This is a genomic window from Bradyrhizobium sediminis, assembly GCF_018736105.1.
Lineage (GTDB): Bacteria > Pseudomonadota > Alphaproteobacteria > Rhizobiales > Xanthobacteraceae > Bradyrhizobium.
The window spans coordinates 5,283,952-5,305,926 of sequence record NZ_CP076135.1 but is presented as its reverse complement, the minus strand read 5'-3'; the positions used below and the strand labels follow the sequence as shown (position 1 = coordinate 5,305,926).

18 protein-coding genes are annotated in these 21,975 nt (G+C 64.7%); 6 read left to right on the top strand and 12 right to left on the bottom strand.

Annotation, left to right across the window (positions count from 1 at the left end):
* Positions 1-3 precede the first annotated feature (3 nt).
* From prfA to KMZ68_RS25230, 3 genes are all read right to left on the bottom strand, one after another.
* A complete protein-coding gene (gene prfA, locus KMZ68_RS25240) occupies positions 4-1,089 on the bottom strand; it encodes a peptide chain release factor 1 (RefSeq protein ID WP_215613800.1) in 1,086 nt (361 codons plus the stop codon).
* 108 nt (positions 1,090-1,197) lie between these two features.
* On the bottom strand, positions 1,198-3,465 hold the full coding sequence (gene ptsP, locus KMZ68_RS25235) for a phosphoenolpyruvate--protein phosphotransferase (RefSeq protein WP_215613799.1): 2,268 nt from the start codon (positions 3,463-3,465) through the stop codon (positions 1,198-1,200).
* A 324-nt stretch (positions 3,466-3,789) separates the two neighbouring features.
* Positions 3,790-5,046, bottom strand: coding sequence for an aspartate kinase (locus KMZ68_RS25230; protein WP_215613798.1), 1,257 nt, complete (start codon positions 5,044-5,046; stop codon positions 3,790-3,792).
* Positions 5,047-5,219: 173 nt separating this feature from the next.
* Here KMZ68_RS25230 and KMZ68_RS25225 point away from each other — a divergent pair, with 173 nt between their 5' ends.
* The 3 genes from KMZ68_RS25225 to KMZ68_RS25215 all read left to right on the top strand — a co-directional run bounded on the left by KMZ68_RS25225 (position 5,220) and on the right by KMZ68_RS25215 (position 7,508).
* On the top strand, positions 5,220-5,687 hold the full coding sequence (locus KMZ68_RS25225; protein WP_215613797.1) for a PH domain-containing protein: 468 nt from the start codon (positions 5,220-5,222) through the stop codon (positions 5,685-5,687).
* 16 nt (positions 5,688-5,703) lie between these two features.
* Positions 5,704-6,483 carry a bifunctional 2-polyprenyl-6-hydroxyphenol methylase/3-demethylubiquinol 3-O-methyltransferase UbiG gene (gene ubiG, locus KMZ68_RS25220; protein ID WP_215613796.1) on the top strand — a complete coding sequence of 260 codons (780 nt, stop codon included), beginning with the start codon at positions 5,704-5,706 and terminating at the stop codon, positions 6,481-6,483.
* Between the two features lie 125 nt (positions 6,484-6,608).
* Positions 6,609-7,508, top strand: coding sequence for a DMT family transporter (locus tag KMZ68_RS25215; RefSeq protein WP_215613795.1), 900 nt, complete (start codon positions 6,609-6,611; stop codon positions 7,506-7,508).
* A 127-nt stretch (positions 7,509-7,635) separates the two neighbouring features.
* Here the strand turns inward: KMZ68_RS25215 and KMZ68_RS25210 are convergent, their stop codons facing one another.
* Genes KMZ68_RS25210 through KMZ68_RS25195 form a run of 4 tightly spaced genes read right to left on the bottom strand, consistent with a single transcriptional unit; the run spans position 7,636 to position 10,102 of the window.
* A complete protein-coding gene (locus KMZ68_RS25210; protein WP_215613794.1) occupies positions 7,636-8,103 on the bottom strand; it encodes a DUF1178 family protein in 468 nt (155 codons plus the stop codon).
* Positions 8,100-8,978, bottom strand: coding sequence for a carbon-nitrogen hydrolase family protein (locus tag KMZ68_RS25205; protein WP_215613793.1), 879 nt, complete (start codon positions 8,976-8,978; stop codon positions 8,100-8,102). The genes KMZ68_RS25210 and KMZ68_RS25205 overlap by 4 nt, the downstream gene beginning before the upstream one ends.
* Complete coding sequence (gene grxC / locus KMZ68_RS25200) at positions 8,978-9,250, bottom strand: glutaredoxin 3 (RefSeq protein WP_215613792.1); 273 nt, start codon at positions 9,248-9,250, stop codon at positions 8,978-8,980. The genes KMZ68_RS25205 and grxC overlap by 1 nt, the downstream gene beginning before the upstream one ends.
* Before the next feature lie 42 nt (positions 9,251-9,292).
* Positions 9,293-10,102, bottom strand: a complete 810-nt coding sequence (locus KMZ68_RS25195) for a ComF family protein (protein WP_215613791.1) — start codon at positions 10,100-10,102, stop codon at positions 9,293-9,295.
* A gap of 96 nt (positions 10,103-10,198) precedes the next feature.
* Between KMZ68_RS25195 and KMZ68_RS25190 the strand changes: the two genes are divergently transcribed.
* Complete coding sequence (locus KMZ68_RS25190; protein ID WP_215613790.1) at positions 10,199-11,050, top strand: methyltransferase domain-containing protein; 852 nt, start codon at positions 10,199-10,201, stop codon at positions 11,048-11,050.
* Between the two features lie 305 nt (positions 11,051-11,355).
* On the opposite strand, the gene mutT is transcribed toward KMZ68_RS25190, so the two are convergent.
* Positions 11,356-11,766: an 8-oxo-dGTP diphosphatase MutT gene (gene mutT / locus KMZ68_RS25185; RefSeq protein ID WP_215613789.1), complete on the bottom strand. Its 411-nt coding sequence runs from the start codon at positions 11,764-11,766 to the stop codon at positions 11,356-11,358.
* A 174-nt stretch (positions 11,767-11,940) separates the two neighbouring features.
* Here mutT and KMZ68_RS25180 point away from each other — a divergent pair, with 174 nt between their 5' ends.
* A complete protein-coding gene (locus KMZ68_RS25180) occupies positions 11,941-13,260 on the top strand; it encodes a TadE/TadG family type IV pilus assembly protein (RefSeq protein ID WP_215613788.1) in 1,320 nt (439 codons plus the stop codon).
* Between the two features lie 189 nt (positions 13,261-13,449).
* Here KMZ68_RS25180 and argJ read toward each other — a convergent pair whose 3' ends face one another.
* Both argJ and KMZ68_RS25170 read right to left on the bottom strand, forming a co-directional pair.
* Positions 13,450-14,691: a bifunctional glutamate N-acetyltransferase/amino-acid acetyltransferase ArgJ gene (argJ, locus tag KMZ68_RS25175; RefSeq protein ID WP_215613787.1), complete on the bottom strand. Its 1,242-nt coding sequence runs from the start codon at positions 14,689-14,691 to the stop codon at positions 13,450-13,452.
* Positions 14,692-14,942: 251 nt separating this feature from the next.
* Entirely contained in the window at positions 14,943-15,854 is a 912-nt protein-coding gene (locus tag KMZ68_RS25170) for a peptidylprolyl isomerase (RefSeq protein ID WP_215613786.1), read from the bottom strand.
* A gap of 340 nt (positions 15,855-16,194) precedes the next feature.
* Between KMZ68_RS25170 and secA the strand changes: the two genes are divergently transcribed.
* A complete protein-coding gene (secA, locus tag KMZ68_RS25165) occupies positions 16,195-19,032 on the top strand; it encodes a preprotein translocase subunit SecA (RefSeq protein ID WP_215613785.1) in 2,838 nt (945 codons plus the stop codon).
* Positions 19,033-19,175: 143 nt separating this feature from the next.
* On the opposite strand, the gene KMZ68_RS25160 is transcribed toward secA, so the two are convergent.
* Positions 19,176-20,651, bottom strand: coding sequence for a L,D-transpeptidase family protein (locus tag KMZ68_RS25160; protein ID WP_215613784.1), 1,476 nt, complete (start codon positions 20,649-20,651; stop codon positions 19,176-19,178).
* A gap of 268 nt (positions 20,652-20,919) precedes the next feature.
* Positions 20,920-21,882, bottom strand: coding sequence for an acetyl-CoA carboxylase carboxyltransferase subunit alpha (locus KMZ68_RS25155; RefSeq protein WP_215613783.1), 963 nt, complete (start codon positions 21,880-21,882; stop codon positions 20,920-20,922).
* Between the last annotated feature and the right edge of the window lie 93 nt (positions 21,883-21,975).

Here is a 21,975-nt window from a genome sequence, read left to right as displayed (position 1 = left end):
TGCTCACGCGGCGGCGCCCTGGGCGGCGAGCTGCGCCGCCTGATGCTCCGTCGTCAGTGCGTCGACCAGCTCGCCGAGCGCTTCGCCCGCGATCACCTGCGGGAGTTTGTAGAGCGTGAGATTGATGCGGTGATCGGTGACGCGGCCTTGCGGGAAATTATAGGTGCGGATGCGCTCGGAGCGGTCGCCGGACCCGACCTTCTCGCGGCGGTCCGCCGCGCGGGTCGCGTTGATGCGCTGCTGCTCGGCGTCGTAGATGCGGGAGCGCAGGATGTTCATCGCCGACGCCCGGTTCTTGTGCTGCGAACGGCTGTCCTGCATCATCACCACGATCCCGGTCGGAATGTGGGTGATGCGGATCGCGGATTCCGTCTTGTTGACGTGCTGGCCGCCGGCGCCCTGCGCGCGCATGGTGTCGATCTTCAGATCGTCGCTCTTGATGTCGACGTCGACCTCCTCGACCTCCGGCAGCACCGCTACCGTCGCCGCCGAAGTGTGGATGCGGCCCTGCGTCTCGGTATCGGGCACCCGCTGCACCCGGTGCACGCCGGATTCGAATTTCAGTTTGGCGAATGCGCCGCGGCCCTTCACCTCGGCGATGATTTCCTTGTAGCCGCCCATGGTGCCTTCGCTGGCGGAGATCACCTCGACCTTCCAGCCCTGCAGGGCCGCGAACCGCTCATACATCCGGAACAGGTCGCCCGCGAACAATGCGGCCTCGTCGCCGCCGGTGCCGGCGCGGATTTCCAGCACCACGTTGCGGTCGTCCATGGCGTCCTTTGGCAACAGCGCCACGCGGATCTGCTGCGCCAGTTCGAGCACGCGGAGGCTAAGCGTTTCACGCTCGGCCTCCGCCATGCTGCGCATCTCCGGTTCGGTTGCGGGATCCGATATCAGCGCCTCGATATCGGCGATTTCCCTGTCGGCGGCGCGGTAGGCTTTCACCGCGTCGATCAGCGGATTGAGTTCGGCGAGTTCGCGCGTGATCTTGACGTAGGCTTCCGAGTTCAGCTGGCCGAGCAACTGCGCCTCGAGGGAGGCGTGGTGCGCCAGCAGAATATCAAGTTTGGCTTCGGGGAGCATCGACATGGTCAGGTCTCGAATACACGTGCATTCAGCAAGAGTGGATACCGGTTTTGCGTAAACAATGCGCGTCCGGCTAAGAAATTCGGGGAGCGTCGTGCGGGCAGGGCCTCGCTACAACGACAGCCCCTCGGCCTCGGCAAATTCCGTCAGCTTCTGGCGGATCGACACGCTGCCGGACGGCGCGTCGAGCAGCGGCGTCATCACGGCTTCGGCCTTCCTGGCGTCGAGGTCGAGGATCAGCGCCTTGACCGGGCCGTGCGCGGTGGCCGACAGCGACAGCGAGCGGTAGCCCAGGGCGATCAAGGCCAGCGCGCCGAGCGGCCTGGACGCCATCTCGCCGCACAGCGAGGCGGATTTCTTCGCCGCATTGGCCTTGCGTACGATCTCGCGCAGCGCCCGCAGGATCGGCGCGGACAAGGGGTCGAACCGCTCGGACACCTTGGCATTGCCGCGGTCGACGGCAAACAGGAACTGGAACAGGTCGTTGGATCCGACCGAGACGAAATCGACCTTTTTCAGGAGTTCGTCGAGCTGGTAGAGCAGCGCCGGCACTTCCACCATGGTGCCGACGTCGATGCGTTCCGGCAGCGCGTGGCCGTGCTGGCGCAGGTAGGTCAGTTCGCGCTCGACGATGCCCTTGGCTGAATCGAATTCGGCGACTTCGGAAATCATCGGGAACATGATGCGCAGCGCGCGGCCACCGCCGGCCCGCAGCAGCGCGCGGATCTGGCCGCGCAGCAGGCCGGGGCGATCGAGGCCGAGCCGGATCGCGCGCCAGCCGAGTGCGGGATTTTCCTCGACCACGGTCTCCATATAGGGCAGCGCCTTGTCGCCGCCAATGTCGAGGGTGCGGAATGTCACCGGCTTCGGACCTGCGGCGTCCAGCACCGCGCGGTACAGCGCCAGCTGGTCGCTGGAGCGTGGCAGGCTCTGGCCGACCATGAACTGCAATTCGGTGCGGAACAGCCCGATGCCGGCGCTGCCGGTGTCGTCGATATGCGGCAGGTCGATGATCAGGCCGGCATTGATCATGAGTTCGACCTTCTGGCCGTCCCTGGTCACGCAGGGCCTGTCGCGCAGCGCCGAATATTGCGCCTGCCTTCTGGCGCGAAACCGCACCCGTTCCGCATAGGCCGATTCGATTTCGGCCGACGGGCGGACATAGATCGAGCCCGAGGTGCCGTCGACGATGATGGCGTCGCCGGGATCGGCGATCCCCGGCGCGTTGGCGATCTCGCCGACCGCGGGGATGCCGAGCGCGCGCGCCACGATCGAGACGTGGGAATTGGCGGTGCCTTCCTCCAGCACCAGTCCGCGCAGGCGCTTGCGGTCGTAGTCGAGCAGGGCCGCCGGGCCCATCGCGCGCGCGATCAGGATGGCGTTGTCGGGCAATTGTTCCCGGGACGGCGCGTGATCCTGCCCCACCAGCTGCCGCATCAGGCGATGGCCGAGATCCTCGAGGTCGTGCAGGCGGTCGCGCAAGTAAGGATCGGTTGAGCGCAGCATGCGCGCACGGGTATCGGACTGCACGCGCTCGACGGCGGCCTCCGCGGTCAGGCCGGTAGCGACCGCCTCATGCAGCTTGTGCGACCAGCCGTGATCGTTGGCGAACATCCGGTAGGCTTCCAGCACGTCGCGGTGCTCGCCGCCTTCGGCGACGTCGCCGCGCTCCAGCATGCGGTCGAGGTCGGCGCGCAGCTTGGCCAGCGCGGTGTCGAGCCGCTTGATTTCCTTCGGCAGGTCCTCGGCGATGTAATTGGTGATGACGACGCGCGGCTCGTGCAGTACCACGTGGCCGAGCGCGATGCCGTCGGACAGGATCGCGCCGGTCTTGTGCAGGGAATGCCGCGCGGCGGGCTCGGCGCCGGGCTGTGCCAGCGCCGCCAATTCGCCGGACGCGATCATCTCCGCCAGCACCATGGCGGTGGTCTGCAGCGCCTCGACCTCTTCCTCGACATAGGTGCGCTTGGCGCGGTTCTGCACCACCAGCACGCCGAGCGTGTTGCCGGCGCGCAGGATCGGAACGCCGAGGAAGGAATGGTAGATTTCTTCGCCGGTCTCCGGGCGGAACGAGAACGCCGGGTGGTTCTGCGCATCGCTCAGGTTGAGCGGCGTCGCCTCGCTGGCGACGAGGCCGACGAGGCCCTCATGGGCGCTCAGCACGGTCCTGTGGACGGCGTCGCGGTTGAGGCCCTCGGTGGCATAGAGCTCCAGCGTGTTGTCGACGCGCAGCACATAGGTCGAGCAGACCTCGGCCACCATATTGGCGGCGATCAGCACCACGATCTTGTCCAGGCGTTCCTGGGCCGAGACCTGCTCCGCCATAGTTTCGCGGAGCCGTCTCAGCAAGACGCGGGGGCCTCCCGACGCGCTCCGCATGTGCCGATACCTCCCCCCGCAAAGCCAGCATCCGGGGTGGCCGGGAGCTGGCGCTAAATCCAAGAATAACAACAATTTTATTCATTCGGCGGCGCCGCAAGGTCCGAAACCGGCCGAATCAGCGTCGCTAAAACTGTGGCACAGTTTGCGGCAGCCCACCTGTCTGGCCGTATAGCGAATTGAGGCTTGTTTTGCCAAGCAAAACGCCTGCCAGAGCCGATAACGTCCCTGTCAGTCCCATGCTGCGCCCGCTAAGCGCGGGATCCGCCAAAGCGTCAGCGGTTTGGCGACCAGATCATGCGCCCTGCAAAAGGGAAGATTTTTCTAAACCTGGTCGAGCCCGTAGAGCGTGTGCAGCGTGCGTACCGCCAGCTCGGTGTAGGCGGCGTCGATCAGCACCGAAAACTTGATTTCGGAGGTGGTGATGGCGCGGATGTTGATGTTGCGCTCGGACAGCGCCTTGAACGCCATCGCCGCGACGCCGGCATGGCTGCGCATGCCGCTGCCGATCACCGAGACCTTGGCGACGTCGGTGGCGCTGTCGAGCCGCGCGTAGCCGATCTTGCCCTTGGCCGCGGTAATGGTGTCCTTGGCGCGGTTGTAGTCCGAGGCCGGCACCGTGAAGGTGAGGTCGGTGGTCTTGCCGTCCTCGGAGACGTTCTGCACGATCATGTCGACGTTGATATTGGCATCCGCCAGCGGCCCGAAGATCGCGGCGGCGACGCCCGGCTTGTCCTCGATCTGGCGGACGGAGATCTGGGCTTCGTCCTTGGAAAAGGCGATTCCGGTGACGACGTGGCTTTCCATGATTTCCTCCTCGCTGCAGATCAGCGTGCCCGGCGGCTGATTGGCGTGCGGGTCGATATCCTCGGGCTTGTCGAAGCTGGAACGGACGAACACGGGTATGTTGTGCACCATGCCGAGTTCCACCGAGCGGACCTGCAGCACCTTGGCGCCCTGCGAGGCCAGTTCCAGCATGTCCTCGAACGCGATCTTGTCCAGCCTGCGCGCCTTTGGAACCACGCGCGGGTCGGTGGTGTAGACGCCGTCGACGTCGGTATAGATATCGCAGCGGTCGGCGTGGATCGCGGCCGCGATCGCCACCGCCGAGGTATCGGAACCGCCGCGGCCGAGCGTGGTGATTCGGTTGGTCTGCGGGTTGATGCCCTGGAAGCCCGCCACCACGGCGACCTCCTTGCGGTCCTTGAAGCGGCCGATGATCTCGGAGCCGTCGATCTCCAGAATCCGGGCCGAGGCGTGGGCGTCGCTGGTCCGAATCGGGATCTGCCAGCCCTGCCAGGAGCGCGCCTGGATGCCGAGCGCCTGCAGCGCGATCGCCAATAGCCCGGCGGTGACCTGTTCGCCCGAGGCCACCACGGCGTCGTATTCGCGCGCGTCGTGCATGGGAGACGCCTCGCGGCACCAGTCCACCAGCTCGTTGGTCTTGCCGGCCATCGCGGAAACCACCACGGCGACGTCATGGCCGGCGTCGACCTCGCGCTTCACATGGCGGGCGACGTTGCGGATACGGTCGATATTGGCGACGGATGTGCCGCCGAATTTCATCACGAGGCGGCCCATGACGACTGGTGCATTCCCTGAGAGGTTGAGTATGGTGGCCGGCGCGCAAAACCGGAGCGCGCCCGCCAAAAGGCGCGTATACATAGCGGCGCGGTTGCGGGCAAGCAACCGGGTTCCGGGGATCCCCGGATTGGCACGGAATGCAGCGTTTCAGGGGTGATTGAGGCCAGCGTATGGGGCGTTATATCGACGAAATCCTGCAGCCCGGCGAGAAGGTGCTGTATTCGACCAACGCGCACTGGATGTTCTATTTGCCGGCGATGGCGGCCTGGGTCGCGGCCATCATCCTGTTCTTCCTGTCGCGGACCACCACCACCGAAGGCATCGTGCTGCTGTGCCTGTCGGCCTCGGCCGTGGTGGCGCTCATGGCGCTGTACTGGACCGCCAAGGCCTGGTTCCACCGCTGGACCACCGAGACCGACGTCACCAATCTGCGGATCGTCCACAAGACCGGGTTCATCACCCGAAAGACATTCGAAATGAGCCTGGACAAGGTCGAGAGCGTCGATGTCGACCAGAGCATCCTCGGCCGCATCCTCAATTATGGCGATGTCACCGTTCACGGCGTCGGCGAGGGCGAGGAGACCATCTCCGCCATTGCTTCGCCGCTCAAATTCCGTAACAGCATCACCGCGCGATAGGAGCGACGCGCAGTCCATGGCCATGCAACAGAATCCTGATCCTGCCAATCTTTCCGCAGCCGCGGCGCCCGGGTCCACCGTCGACCCCGCCGAGATCGCGAAATTCTCGAAACTGTCCAACGAATGGTGGGACCCCAACGGCAAGATGGCGCCGTTGCACAAGATCAATCCGCTGCGGCTGACCTATATCCGCGACGCCGCCTGCCGCAAGTTCGAGCGCAACGTCAAGAGCCTGAACTGCCTGTCCGGGCTGCGCATCCTCGATATCGGCTGCGGCGCCGGCCTGTTGTGCGAGCCGTTCACCCGGCTCGGCGCCCAGGTGATCGGCGTCGATCCGTCCGCCAGCAACATCGCGGCGGCGAAGCTGCATGCCGACAAGGGGCATCTGTCGATCGATTACCGCTGCACGTCAGTCGAGGAGATGGACGCGCGCGAGCGCTTCGACATCGTGCTGGCGATGGAAGTGGTCGAGCATGTCAGCGATGTCGGCATGTTCCTGAACCGCTGTGCGGCGATGCTCAAGCCCGGCGGCATGATGGTGCTCTCGACCCTGAACCGCAACTGGAAGAGCTTTGCGCTCGCCATCGTCGGCGCGGAATACGTGCTGCGCTGGCTGCCGCGCGGCACCCATCAATGGGACAAGTTCGTCACCCCCGACGAGCTCGCCCACCACCTTCACAACAACAAGCTCGCCATCACCGAACAGGCCGGCGTGGTCTACAGCCCGTTCGCCGACAAATGGAGCCTGTCGTCCGACATGGACGTCAACTACATGGTGGTGGCGGAGGGGCTGTAACTCTCGTCGTCCCTGCGTTCGCAGGGACGACGATGTGGTGTAGGTCGCATGCAATAACCTAGGTTGACCGCATCTCTCTCGCCCGGCACGGTGGCCGCCATTTCCAGCCGGTAGTCTCATCCCCCATGTTCTCCATCGCCACGCTCTGGATTCCCTTCACCATCACCGCGGCGCTGGGCCAGGTCGCGCGCAATGCGATGCAGCGGCAGCTGACCGGGCCGCTCGGCACCTGGGGCGCCACCAATATCCGCTTCCTGTTCGGCTTTCCGTTCTCGATCCTGTTCTTCGCGGTGGTGATCGCGGCGACCGGCGATGCCGTGCCGTGGCCGCCTGCGGTATTCTGGCCGTGGCTGCTGCTGGGCGCGCTGAGCCAGATCGCCGCCACGGCGTTGATGCTGCTGGCGATGAACGCCCGCTCCTTCGTGGTGACCACGGCGTACATCAAGACCGAGGCGATCCAGACCGCGATCTTCGGCTTCGTCTTTCTCGGCGATCACCTCACCGTGCTGAAAGTGATCGCGATACTGATCGCCACCGTCGGCGTCGTCATCACCGCGCTGCGGCCGGGCGGCGAAAAGGGTTTCGCCGAATTGAAGCCGACCATCACCGGCCTGGTCGCCGCGGCCTTCTTCGCGCTGTCGGCGATCGGTTTTCGCGGCGCCATCATCACCGTGCCCGGCGTCTCGTTCGTGACCGCCGCATCCTATACGCTGGTATGGGGGCTGTTCGTGCAGACCCTGGTGCTGACGATCTATCTGCTGGCGCGCGCGCCCGACGTGCTCCGGAAAATATTCGGTCTGTGGAAGCCCTCTGTCCTGGCGGGCTTCATGGGTGCGTTCGCCTCGCAGTTCTGGTTCCTGGCGTTCGCGCTGACGGCGGCGGCCAATGTGCGCACGCTGGCGCTGGTCGAGGTGCTGTTCGCGCAAGGCGTATCGTATTATTCATTCAAGCAGCCGCTGTCGGCGCGCGAGCTTTCCGGCATCGTGCTGATCGTGATCGGGGTCGCGCTATTGGTGGCGGTTTAGCGGTCCTCATCCTGAGGAGCTTGCGAAGCAAGCGTCTCGAAGGATGGATGCAGCGGGGCTTTCATGCTTCGAGACGCGCGAAGTCGCGCTCCTCACCATGAGGGCCTCGGAGGCTCGCTGGTTGAAGTCAATTCCGGTCGTCCGGCAGCACCGGCAGCGGCGACACCTCGACGCCTTCCTCGATCAGGGAGCGGGCTTCCTCCGGCGAGGCCTCGCCGTAGATCGGGCGGTGCTCGATATCGCCGTAGTGCATCTTGCGCGCCTCGTTGGGAAAACGCTCGCCGACATTGTCGGCGTTCTTGACGATATGGTCGCGCAATTCCTTGAGCTTGGCGCGCAGCTCGCGTTCCTGCGCCATCAAAAGGGGTGTCGATGCGGGGGCGGCGACCTCGGTGGGGGCAGGCGCGGGCGGCGCGCTTTCCCGGCCCTTCTTGCTGACGATTTGCGGGGCCATGATCGCGCGCTCGACCTTGGCCGAGCCGCAGGCCGGACAATTCACCAGCTTGCGCTTCTCCTGGCTCTCATAGGCCGATGAGCTCTGGAACCAGCTCTCGAAGGCATGGCCCTTGTCGCAGCGCAGGTTGTACCGGATCATGCCGATCCCCGTACCAAATGCAGATGCTCGGGACCGGCCTTGGGATCGGCGATGCCAAAGCGCCGGCCATGCTGCAGCGACGGCACGGCTTTCCGTGCAGTCTCGACCCTGGCGGGGTCGATCTTCGCCATGAACACGCCGGGCTCGACGCCGCCTTCGGCGAGGATCTCGCCCCAGGGGTCGATGATCAGCGAGTGGCCGTAGGTCTCGCGCTTGTTCTCGTGCATTCCGGCCTGGGCTGCTGCGAACACGAAGCAGCCGGTCTCGATGGCGCGGGCGCGCAACAGCGTATGCCAATGCGCCTCGCCGGTCTTCCTGGTGAAGGCGGACGGCACGGTGAGGAACGAGGCGCCGCTTTCGGCCAGCGCGCGATACAGCGCCGGGAAGCGCAGGTCGTAACAGATCGTCAGCCCGATCCGGCCCCAGGGCAGGTCCGAGATCACCGCGGTCTCGCCCGGCTGATAGTTGGCGGATTCGCGATAGCTCTCGCCGCCGGGCAGATCGATGTCGAACATGTGGATCTTGTCGTAGCTCGCCAGCACCATGCCGTCCGGGCCGATCAGGAACGAGCGGTTGACGGCCTTCTCGGGCGAGAAGCGCAGCGCCAGCGAGCCGACATGGAGATGAATTTTCAGCTCCGCCGCGAGCGCGCGATAGGCCTTCAGCGACAGGTCGTCTTCCTCGGCGGCGAGATGCTCGAACAGCGCCTTGCGGTTCAGTTGCATCATGTTGCTGACCTCGGGGGTCTGCACATAGTCCGCACCCTCTGCTGCGGCCTCGCGAATCAGTTGGGTGGCCTGTTCGAGGCTTGGCCCCGGCAACAGCCCGGTGCGCATCTGCACCATGGCGGCGGTGAAGGTTTGATCGGCGCTCATCAAATGGCCTTTTCGCCCGCGAGCAACGAATCGAGCCTGCCCGCGCGGTCGAGGGCGTAAAGCTCGTCGCAACCGCCGACATGGGTATCGCCGATGAAAATCTGCGGAAACGTCGCGCCCATGCCGGCGCGATCCCACATTTGCTGGCGAAGCGCCGGATCGACGGCGACATCGTGCTCGGTGAACGCGGCTTTTTTTCGCGTCAGCAGCGATTTGGCGGCGGTGCAATAGCCGCAGCCCGGGCGGGTGAAGATTTCGATCGCAGCGGCCATTTGGTGCCCTGTGTTTGCAGCTATCTGATTAGAAGTAGCTGATTATATGGGAGCTTTGTGGCTGTCGACAACCCGGGCGAATACCAGCACGTCGACCGCTGCCGCTTTGGCGCGCAACAACGCCCGCGCGCAGGCGTCGGCCGTCGCCCCTGATGTCAGGACATCGTCGATCAGGATCACGCGGCGGCCCTGAATGTCGGCGCTGCGCTCGGCGGCGACCTTGAAGGCGCCCTGGACGTTGCTGGCGCGCTGCGCCCGCGACAGGCCGATCTGCTGCTGGGTCGGCCGCACCCGCCGCAGCGCCTCGGCAGCTACCTTGACGCCGGTTTGCCGTTCGATCACCCGCGCCAGCGCGCCGGACTGGTTGTAGCGCCGGCTCCAGCCCCGCCGCCAATGCAGCGGCACCGGAACCATGACATCGGCTTCGCCGAGCAGTTCATGGCCGGCCCGCGCCATCCAGCGGCCCATGGCGGGGGCGAGATCGGTGCGGTCCTGGTATTTAAGCGCATGCACCAGCGTGCGCGCGACGTCGTCATAGCGCACCGCGGCGCGGGCGCGCGCATAGGCCGGCGGATTGGCGATCGCCTCCATCGACAACAGGTCCGGTCCGGGATCGTAGACGAAGGGAATGCCGAGCCGCGGGCAAAAAGGCGGCGCGATGAACGACAATTTGGCCCAGCATTGTGCGCAGACGCCTTCGCCATCGACCGGCTCGCGGCAGGCGACGCACAGCGTCGGCAGCGCGATATCGAGTGCGAGCCGCGAGGTCAGCGCCCAGGCGCCGCGGCACGCGTTCAGCGCCCCGCGCAGATGCGTGGAGATCGACCGCGATCGGGGTGCCTCAGCCTCCATGGCTGGCAAGGCTAGCGCCGCCGTGCGCGGCGCTCAAGCGTGCCGGCAAGTATGCCGGATTGCCAGAAGCGGGGGGACCGGCGTACCAACCCCTGCATGACCCCGAGCCCGGCCACAGCCCCCATCCTGTTCGATCGCGCCCTGCTGCACGCCCGGCGCAGGCGGGCGCTGCGTGACGCGCCCGCGACGTTTCTGCTCGACCGCGTCGCCGAGGATGCGGCGGAGCGGTTGCATGCGGTGCTGCGGGAATTCAGGACGGCGGCAGACATCGGCACCGAGGGCGATCAGCTCCGCAACGCTTTGGCCGGGCGCGTGGACCAGCTCACGCGCGTCGCGCTGCCGGACCTTGAAACCGAGCCGCTGCCGCTGTCGCCGGAATCGCTCGACCTTGCTGTATCCGCCCTCGCGCTTCAATTCGTCAACGACCTGCCGGGCGTGCTGGCGCAGATCCGCCGCGCATTGAAGCCCGACGGGCTGTTGCTGGCGGCGATGATCGGCGGCGATACGCTGACCGAGCTGCGGCAGTCTTTCGCTGCCGCGGAAGCCGAATGCGAAGGCGGCGTGTCGCCTCGCGTGGCGCCGTTCGCCGACCTGCGCGAGATCGGCGCGTTGCTGCAGCGGACAGGCTTCGCGCTGCCGGTCACCGATGTCGACCGAACAGTGGTGCGCTACGACAGCGCGTTCGCGCTGATGGCCGATCTCAGGCGGATGGGCGCGACCAATATCCTGGTCGAGCGGCGGCGGACGCCGACCCGCCGCGCCACGCTGTTGCGGATGGCGCAGATCTACGGCGAACGTTTTGCGGATTCCGACGGCCGTATTCGTGCGACGTTCGATGTGATCTGGCTGTCAGGCTGGGCGCCGCATGCAAGCCAGCAGCAACCGCTGAAGCCGGGATCGGCGAAGGCGAGCCTGGCGGAAGCGGTGAAGCGGCTTGCGCCCGAATGACCCGGCATTGGTCGGCGTATCCGAGTACCGCGAGCCGGGGTCTTCTCTACTTTGCATGGGGTTGTTTTCGCGATTTTAGTCCAGGCCCTGCCCGCTCGGTGTTTGAAATTTGAAGACGATGTTTCAGCGTGCATCGCTCGCGCGCACACACACACACCGCCGTCATCGCCCGGCTTGACCGGGCGACCCAGTATTCCAGAGACGTTTGAGATGAACGAGAAGCCGCGGCGTACTGGATCGCCCGGTCAAGCCGGGCGACGACAGTTTTGACTGTGGCGCCCCTCCAGGGAAGGATGAAGACCTTCTCACATCAGCAGATCGATCAAATGCGGGATTAGCGGAATGTCCGCCGGCGGCATCGGGTAGTCGCGCAGTTTGTTGGCGCGGACCCAGGCGAGTTTCTGGCCCTCGCGCGCGATCACGTCGCCTTCCCAGCGCCGGCAGATGTAGAGCGGCATCAGCAGGTGAAAGCTGTCATAGGCGTGGCTGGCGAAGGTGAGCGGTGCGAGGCAGGCTTCCTTCACGGTGATGCCGATTTCCTCGTGCAGTTCGCGGATCAGCGTCTGTTCCGGCCGCTCGCCGGGCTCGAGCTTGCCGCCGGGAAATTCCCACAGGCCGGCAAGCGCCTTGCCTTCCGGGCGCTGGGCGATCAGCACGCGCTTGTCGGTATCGACCAGCGCGCAGGCGACCACGAGGGTTAGCTTGATGTCAGCCATGCGCCGCGGACGCCTTCGGTATTTTTACGAACCATTCGGAGGCATTTCATTAACCACCAAACGGCGCACCGCCAACCTGTTTGTTCGGCGCCTCGTTTCGCGGTCGCAATAAGCCAATACTTAATCCGCCGCCGCTAGGATTTTAGGAGAGTTTTAGACAGTCAGGACATCTCCATGCGCGCGCTCCTTGGTGAAATCGGCCGCTTTCGCCGCGACAAGTCCGGCAATATCGCGGTGATCTTCACGCTCGCGCTGATGCCGATCCTGTCGGCCGTCGGTTGCGCGGTCGATTACTCCAGGGCCACGCAGCTTCGCGCCAAACTGCAGGCCGCGGTCGACGCCGCCAGCGTCGGATCGGTCGCAAAACAGTCGCCGGCCTTCATTGCCGCGGGCACCATGACGTCGGACGGTCCGATTTCGGCTGGCGTGACCGATGCGAACAATATCTTCAACGGCAACATGTCGGGAGTGACCGGTTACACGCTCAACAACATGACGCCGGTCGTGACCAAGACCGGCAGCGTGGTCACCTCGACGGTGCAGTTCTCCGCCAATGTGCCGACCATGTTTCTCGGCGTCATGGGCAAAAGCGCGATGACGGTCACCGGCAGTTCCACCGCTACCGCCAAGATGCCGCTCTATATCGATTTCTACCTGTTGCTCGATAATTCGCCGTCGATGGGCGTGGGGGCCACCCCGGCCGATGTGGCGACGATGGTCGCCAATACGTCGGACAAGTGTGCATTCGCGTGTCATGACCTCAACGACAACAAGAACTATTACAAGCTCGCAAAGAAGCTCGGCGTCACCACCCGGATCGACGTGCTGCGCACCGCGACCCAGCAACTGATGGATACCGCCTCGGCGACGCAGACCTATTCGAGCCAGTTCCGGATGGCGATCTATGATTTCGGCGCCTCGGCCGGCACGGCCGGATTGCGGGCCCTGTTTAATCTGTCGTCGAGTTTGTCGAGCGCCAAGGCGGCCGCCGGCAACATCGATCTGATGACCGTCAACGGCCAGAACGAGAACAACGACCAGGATACCAACTTCACGGCTATCTTCCCCCAGATCAACAGCGCGGTCAGCGCGCCGGGAGCCGGCACGTCCTCGGCGCCGCTGAAATACCTGTTCTTCGTCTCCGACGGCGTCGCCGACGAATACAATACGAGCTGCCTCAAGCCGACCACCGGCGGGCGCTGCCAATCGCCGCTCAATCCGGCGCTCTGCACCACCATCAAGAACCGCGGCATCAAGATCGCGGTGCTGTACACCACCTACCTCGCGCTGCCGACCAACTCCTGGTACAATAAATGGATTGCGCCGTTCAATGTCGGGCCCTACGGCCCCTCGCCGAACAGCGAGATCGCGAACAACATGGCGAGCTGCGCCTCGCCCGGCCTGTTCTTCGAGGTCAGCCCGACCCAGGGCATCTCGGAGGCGATGAACGCGCTGTTCCAGAAGGCCGTCGCCGAGGCGCGCATCAGCGGCTAGTACTGCAATCGCACATCGGTATTGCTGCCCATCCTTCGAGACGGCCACCATCGGGCGCGCGTTCGCGCGACCCGTTGGTGGTCATCCTCAGGATGAGGGTTCCACTTGTTGAAACACACCGACCTCATGCTGAGGAGCGAGCGACGCGAGCGTCTCGAAGCATGGGCAGCAAGCGACTGGCCGATTCCGCTACGACCGGTAATCGCCGTTGATCGCGACATATTCCTTGGTGAGGTCGCAGGTCAGCACGCGGTCGCGGCCCTTGCCGAGGCCGAGCGCGATCCTGATCTGGATCTTCGGATTCTTCATCGCCGCCGAGACCTCCGCCTCGTCATAGGACGGATCGCGGGCGCCGTGTCTGGCGACGCGGATGCCGTTGAACGAGATCGAGAGCTTGTCGCGGTTGGCCGGTTCGCCGGCCTTGCCGACCGCCATCACCACGCGGCCCCAGTTGGCGTCCTCGCCGGCGATCGCGGTCTTCACCAGCGGCGAATTCGCCACCGACATTGCGATTTTCCGCGCCGAGGCCTTCGTGGTCGCCCCTTCGACGACAATCTCGACCAGCTTGCGTGCGCCTTCGCCGTCGCGGGCCACCTGCTCGGCGAGATCGGCGAGCACGGCGTGGAACGCCTTGGTGAAGGCCTTCAGGCGGGGGTCGCTGGCGCGGCTGATTTTGGGTGCGCCGCCGGCCGCCGCGGCTCCGGTGGCGAACGCCAGCAGCGTGTCCGACGTCGAGGTGTCGCCGTCGATGGTGACGGCATTGAAAGTGTCTTCGACGCCGCTCTTCAACAGCGATTGCAGCGCGCTCGCTGAAAGCGGCGCGTCGGTGAACACGAACGCCAGCATGGTCGCCATGTCGGGCGCGATCATGCCGGCGCCCTTGGCCATGCCGTTGATGGTGACCTTTGCCTTCCCGAGCTTCACCGTCGCGGTCGCGACCTTCGGGAAGGTGTCGGTGGTCATGATCGCCCTGGCCGCGCCCATCCATTCGCCCGGAACGGCTTGCCCGGCCAGCGTGCCGAGCACGCCGTCGAATTTCGTGGCATCCAGCGGTTCGCCGATCACGCCGGTCGAGGCGAGAAACACTTCATTGGGGCTGCATGCCACAGCCTTGGCGGCAATCGAGGCCGTCAGCGTGGTGGCCTGCCGTCCGGTCTTGCCGGTGAAGGCGTTGGCATTGCCGGAATTCACCACCAGCGCGCGGGCCCCGCCTCGCCCAAGTTTCGCCCGGCACCATTCCACCGGCGCCGACGGGCACTTCGATTGGGTGAAGACGCCGGCCACCGTGGTGCCCTTGTCCATCACGGCGAGCAGCACGTCGGTGCGGCCCTTGTAGCGGATCCCCGCGGCGGCGGTCGCGAGCCTCACGCCCGCGATCACGGGCATGTCGGGGACGTTGGTCGGGGCTAGCGGCGAGACGGCAGAGGACATCGGAGGCTTCCGGCTTTCGGGGAGGGAAGCGCTCTGTATCACCTTCGTGGCGATGGTGGGAGAGGGGTGCTCTGCACACCGCACAAACGATGTCGCCCCGGCGAAGGCCGGGGCCCATAACCATCGCAGGCTATTGTTGACCGCCGTCATTCCGGGATGGTCCGAAGGACCAGACCTCAGGTGCGCAATTGCGCACCGGGGAATCTCGAGATCCCGGGTTCGATGCTATGCATCGCCCCGGGATGACTTCGTCACTTCTTCGCCGGGGGCGCCATCTTGGAATCTTCCGGCTTGGCCTCGGTCTTGGCGGCGTCGGCGGGCTTGTCCAAGCGCTCGATCTTGGCGGCTTCGCGCAGCTTCGCCACGTATTCCGCCTGCGCCTTGCGCGTCACATAGGTCTCGATCTGGGGCTTGACCTGCTCGAACGCCGGGGCTTGGCGGTTGCGCTTTTCCTCGACCTTGATGATGTGCCAGCCGAACTGCGACTTGACGGGATCGGAGGTCTTGCCGGGCTCCAGCGTGAAGGCGACCGCGGAGAATTCCGGCACCATCTGATCCTTGGTGAAGAAGCCGAGATCGCCGCCGTCCGACGCGCCGGGATCCTTGGATTTCTTCTTGGCGAGCTCGGCGAAGTCGGCACCCTTCTTCAGCTCCGCGGCGATCGCCTTGGCATCGTCCTCGCTCTCGACCAGGATGTGCCGGGCGTGGACTTCCTGCTCAGCGGTAATCTGCTTGGCGGCGTCCTCATAGACCTTCTTCATGGCATCGTCGGTGGTCGCGGCCTTGCCTTCGGTCGCCAGCAGGCTGTCCATCAGGAGCCGGTTGCGGGTAAACGCCAGCCGCTTCTTGAAGTCCTCGTTGTTTTCGACCTTCTTGTCCTCGGCGGCCTTGGCGACGATCTTCATGTCGATCAGGAAGGCCAGCACGTTGTCCTTCTTGGTCGCCGGGTCCATCTGCGCGAGGCTGGGTCCGAGTTCTTCCTCGGCGAGAGCAACGTCGCTCTGGCGGATCTCGACGCCGTTGACCTTGGCGAGCACCGGGTTGGCGTCCTGCGCCCGTACCGGGAAACCGGCGAGCAGCACCACGGCGAGACAGCCGGTCATGGCGGCCGAGGCAAAGCCGAGGCGCAGGCCGGTTTTCGTTTCCGGGAACGGGAAGGTCATGCAAAATCCTTATTGAGATGGGGCTTTGGGCGGCGGGACACTCGCCCAATCGTGGGGCCTTGGCAACGCGAAAAGTCTGTCAAAATGATGAATTCCTTGACATATGGGCCACGTTGACAAGGCCCTGGCCCAGCCATATCTCTCCCCAATCGTGTCAATGGCGATAGCGCTTATTTTGCTGCGTTTTTGGCCGTTGAACCTTGACTTGCTTAATTCCCACTCATTGGGCGGATGATCCCCGGATCGGGGACTTTGCCGCAGCGTGTCACGGTGAGTTGATAGGCAACCTGGTGGACCACGTTACGGCTGCAATGCAGAACGGCAAGAACAGGAATTTGGCATGATCGGCGCGCTCGCCCGCAAGTTTTTCGGCTCCGCCAACGACCGGCGGGTTAAGGGATATCAGTCCCGCGTCAATGCCATCAACGCGCTGGAGCCCGAAGTAGCGGCGCTGTCCGACGAGGCGCTGAAGGCCCGCACCACCGAATTCCGCGCCCAGCTCGCAGACGGCAAGACGCTCGACGACATCCTGGTCCCGGCGTTCGCCACAGTGCGCGAGGCGGCCAAGCGCACGCTCGGCCAGCGCCATTTCGACGTCCAGCTGATCGGCGGCATGGTGCTGCACGAGGGCGACATCGCCGAGATGAAGACCGGCGAAGGCAAGACGCTGGTGGCGACGCTGGCGGTCTATCTCAACGCGCTGGCCGGCAAGGGCGTCCACGTCGTCACCGTCAACGACTACCTCGCCAAGCGCGACTCCGAATGGATGGGGCAGATCTACAACTTCCTCGGGCTCACCGTCGGCGTGATCGTCCACGGGCTGGATGACGGCGAACGCAAGAATTCCTACGCCTGCGACATCACCTACGGCACCAACAACGAATACGGTTTCGATTACCTGCGCGACAACATGAAGTACCGGCTCGAGGACATGGTCCAGCGCGGTCACTCCTACGCCATCGTCGACGAAGTCGATTCGATCCTGATCGACGAGGCGCGCACGCCGCTGATCATTTCCGGCCCGCTCGACGACCGCTCGGAATTCTACAACACCATCGACACTTTCCTGCCGAAACTCGACAAGGCCACCGATTTCGAGGTCGACGAGAAGCAGCGCACCGTGACCTTGACCGAAGCCGGCATGGAGAAAATCGAGGTCCTGCTGCGCGACGCCGGCCAGCTCAAGGGCGAGTCGCTCTACGACGTCGAGAACGTCTCGGTCGTGCACCACATCAACCAGGCGCTGCGCGCGCATTCGCTGTTCACGCGCGACAAGGACTACATCGTCCGCGACGACGAGGTCATCATCATCGACGAGTTCACCGGCCGCATGATGCAGGGCCGGCGCTATTCCGAAGGCCTGCACCAGGCGCTGGAAGCCAAGGAACACGTTCAGGTCCAGCCGGAAAACCAGACGCTGGCCTCGATCACGTTCCAGAACTATTTCCGGATGTACGAAAAGCTCTCGGGCATGACCGGCACGGCGCTGACCGAAGCCGACGAACTGTTCGATATCTACAAGCTCGAAGTCGTGGAAATCCCGACCAACGTCCCGGTGGCGCGTCTCGACGAGGACGACGAGGTCTATCGCACCCAGACCGAGAAATACGCCGCGATCCTGGCCGAGGTGGAGCGCGCCAATGCAAGGCTGCAGCCGGTGCTGGTCGGCACCGCCTCGATCGAAAAATCCGAGGTGCTGGCCGACTATCTGAAGAGCCACGGCTACAAGCAGATCGATTTCGGCAACGAAAACGCGATGGAAAAGCTTTACGCTGCCGCGCGCGCGGGAAAACCCGCAAAGCTGTTTGCGGTGCTGAACGCGCGTTTCCACGAGCAGGAAGCCTATATCGTCGCCGAGGCCGGCGTCCCCGGCGCGATCACGATCGCGACCAACATGGCGGGCCGCGGCACCGACATCAAGCTCGGCGGTTCGCTCGAGATGCGGATCATGCACGAGACCGCAGGGATTACCGACGAGGCCGAGAAGGCAAAAAAGATCGAGCAGATCAAGGCCGACGTCGAACGCTTCCGCGACATCGTGCTGAAGGCCGAAGACGTGGTCGAGGTCGAGCCCGCCAAGGGCTCCAAGCCGGCCAAGACCGTCACCAAGCCGGGCGGGCTCTACATCATCGGCTCCGAGCGCCACGAATCCCGGCGCATCGACAATCAGCTGCGCGGCCGCTCCGGCCGCCAGGGCGACCCCGGGCGCTCGAAGTTCTTCCTGTCGCTGGAAGACGATCTGATGCGGATCTTCGGGTCCGACCGGCTCGACAGCATGCTGACGCGGCTCGGCCTGAAAGAGGGCGAGGCCATCATCCATCCCTGGATCAACAAGGCGCTGGAGAAGGCGCAGCAGAAGGTCGAGGCCCGCAACTTCGACATCCGCAAGAACCTGCTGAAGTTCGACAACGTCCAGAACGACCAGCGCAAGGTGATCTTCGACCAGCGTGTCGACCTGATGAAGGACGACAGCGTCGCCGAGACGGTGGCCGACATGCGCCGCGCCTTCGTCGAGGACGTCGTCACCAAGCACGTGCCCGAGCATGCCTATGCCGAGCAGTGGCACGTCGCCGAGCTGAAGGAAGAACTCAAGCGCGTGCTCGACATCGATCTTCCGGTCGACGAATGGGCCAAGGAAGAGGGCATCGCCGACGAGGAATTGCTGTCGCGCATCGAGCAGCGTGTCGACGAGCACATGGCGGCCAAGGTGGCGCAATGGGGTCCCGACGTGATGCGCTACGTCGAGAAGACCATCCTGTTGCAGACGCTGGATCATCTCTGGCGCGAGCATCTGGTGATGCTCGACCATCTGCGCCAGGTGATCGGCCTGCGCGGCTACGGCCAGCGCGATCCGTTGCAGGAGTACAAGTCGGAAGCGTTCAACCTGTTCGAGGCGATGATCGCGCACTTGCGCGAGGCGGTGACGGCGCAACTGATGCGCGTCGAGATCGTGCCGCCGGAAGAGCAGCAGCCGGCGCTGCCGCCGATGGAAGCGCACCATGTCAATCCGAATACCGGCGAGGACGAAATGGCGTTCGCCAATGCCTCGCTGGTGCCCGCGGCCACCGCCGACCGCGATCCCAAGAACCCGGCGACATGGGGCAAGATCGGCCGCAACGAGGATTGTCCCTGCGGAAGCGGCAAGAAGTACAAGCACTGCCACGGACGTTATGCGTGAGCGAAACTAGTTCGTCCGTCGTCCCGGCCTTGAGCCGGGACCCATAACCACCGATGTCAATGTCGCAGTAGGCTGGGGAAACGATCTGAACCACCGCCGATATCGGTGGTTATGGGTTCCGGCGTTCGCCGGAACGACGAGGCTTACTTCACCGCCGAGAAGCGGCTGTCGAACGAATTCGCCGGCACGATCGGCTGCGAGCCGGCGACCTGGGCGTCCTTCGCGGCCGGAGCAGGCACGGCAGCGGCCGCATCCGAGAGCGAGGGTTTCAGTGCCGGCTTGGCGGCGGCCTGCTTGGTATCGGCCGGTTTCGGCGCGGGGGCGGCCTTCGGCGCCGCGGCCTCGTGCCGCTTGGCCTCGATGACCTTTGGCTTGGCCGGAACCGGCTGCGCCGTCGCGGTGGTATCCGCCGCCCCGCCGAGGCCGACCTTGCGGGCCAGGCTGGAGAAGAACCCCTCGGATTTGTCGTTCGGCGCCGCGGACGCTACCCGGGTCGTGGCGGCCGGCGCAGCTGCCGGAGCCGGCGCCAGCGAGGCCGCCAGCGGCTCTTGTGGCGCGGTAACCGGTCCGCGCGGCGGATTGACGTGGGCGGGAATGGTGCCGGGCGCGCGGGAAAGCGCTGCCAGCGACAGGCCCTGGCCATCGCCGCCTTCCGACAGGCCGGTGGAGCCATCGGGCAGCTTGGCGGCGAATACCCGGTGCATGCCGCCGTCGATGCCGGGGTTGGCCCGGGCGACCGGTGTTCCCCGAGAAATCAGCTTGGCGATCTCGACCTGATCCTGCTGCTGCTTTTCGCGGACCGCGTCGGCGACTTCTTCCGGAATGGCATAGGCCGGGCATTTGGCCGACGCCTCGAATACCGGATCGCGCTTGGCATCCGGCGCCCTGGTGGCGTCGAACACGTATTTCTTCTCGCAGAACTCGACCTTCGGCTCCTGCCGCGTCACCTCGAAGTGATCGTAGCCTTGCTTGATCATCTTCCAGAACGGCATGTTCGGGTTGTTGCGATGCTTCGCCATGTTGATCGGCGTCATCTTGAACGGATAGGCCTGCAGCTGGAACGCGCGCTGGCCGCCGAAGAAGGATTCCCGTCCCAGCGAATAGATTTCCGCGATCTGCTCGTCGGTCATGGCGTAGCAGCCGCGCGACGAGCAGTCGCCATGCACCATCAGCTGCGAGCCGGTGCGTCCCAGCGCCTTGTCGAAGGCGTTGGGATAGCCGGTATTGAACGACAGATAGAAGGACGATTGCGGGTTCATCTGCGCCGGCGTGATCGAATAGAAGCCTTCCGGCGCCTGGCGGTCGCCTTCGCGGACCTTGGGTCCGAGGTCGCCCGACCAGCGGCAGATCGGATAGGTTTTCAGGAGCGCGAAGCGGCCGGAGCGATCCTGCTTCCAGACCTCGAGTTCGGCTTCCTGCTTGAAGATCCGGACCAGCATCGGCGACTGCAGGTCCATGTCCTTCGCCGTCATGTCGGCGACCAGCTTGGGCGGGACCGGCTGGTTGGCTTTGGCGTTGTTCGCCAGCGAGATTTCATCGCTGTTGCAGCCGGCCAGCAGCACGCCGGCCGCGAGCGCGGCTGAGGTGATAAGCGCGCGAACCAGCGAGCGGTAAATCAATGCAAAGCTCCACACCCAACAGGCAATTTTCGCACCCCAATCATAGCGTCCATGCCCTGAAGCCATTGAGTAAAATTCTACCCTTTGGCCCTCCTGGTCGCAAGCCGATGGCGGCCCAACCGAGGGTCCCCCGTCAGGCATGGTCAACAGAGGTTAAATATCGGTGTCTGGGCCTAATTGGGGCCAAAATGGCTGAATTTTGAAAAAGCCGGGGCGTCGACGATGGTGCCGCCGCATTGGCGGGCAACTTGCCTGCAAAATGAGGCTTTCAAGCCAATTTTCGGCCGATATCGAGGAATTTCTGGCGCCGCTGCTTGCGGATCATGTCGGGGCCGAGATTGCGCAGGTCGTTCAGGGCCTGCTCGATGGCGTCGCCGGTGGCCGCGATCATGGCCTGGGAGTCGCGATGCGCGCCGCCGGCAGGCTCCTTCAGGATCTGGTCGATCACGCCGAAGCGCAGCATGTCCTGCGCCGTGATCTTCATGCTGGTGGCGGCTTCCTGCGCCTTGGTGCCGTCGCGCCACAGGATCGAGGACGCTGCCTCCGGCGAGATCACGCTGTAGATCGCGTGTTCGAACATCAGCACCCGGCTCGCCGTCGTGATCGCGATGGCGCCGCCCGACATGCCTTCGCCGGTGATGATCGCGACATTGGGCACCCCCAACGACAGGCAGGCGTCGGTGGAGCGCGCGATCGCCTCGGCCTGGCCGCGCTCCTCGGCGCCGATGCCGGGATAGGCGCCGGCGGAATCGACGATCGACAGTACGGGAATGCCGAATCGATCCGCCATTTCCATCAGCCGGACGGCCTTGCGATAGCCCTCGGGCCGCGCCATGCCGAAATTATGCTTGATGCGGGATTCGGTGGTGGCGCCCTTTTCCTGGCCGATCACGCAGATGCTTTCGCCGCGGAAGCGGCCGAACCCGCCCATCAGCGCCTCGTCCTCGCCGAACTTGCGGTCGCCGGCGAGCGGGGTGAATTCGGTAATCAGCGCATTGACGAAATCGGTGAAATGCGGCCGCTGCGGATGCCGCGCCACCAGGGTCTTCTGCCACGGCGTCAGGTTGGCGTAGAGGTCGCTCAGCGCCTCGGCGGCCTTGTCTTCGATTCTCGCAATCTCATCGCCAATGTCGCTGCCGGTCGCCGCCAGCGCGCGCAGTTCATCGACCTTGGCTTCGAGTTCGGCGACGGGCTTTTCGAAATCGAGATAAGAGCGCATGTGATCCGGCATCAAATCAATATAGGGGCGAACGCGCCTGAGAGCGAAGCGGTTCCGGTTCGCGCGAATAACGCGTGCATATTCAATTGTTTAGCGTGCAATCCG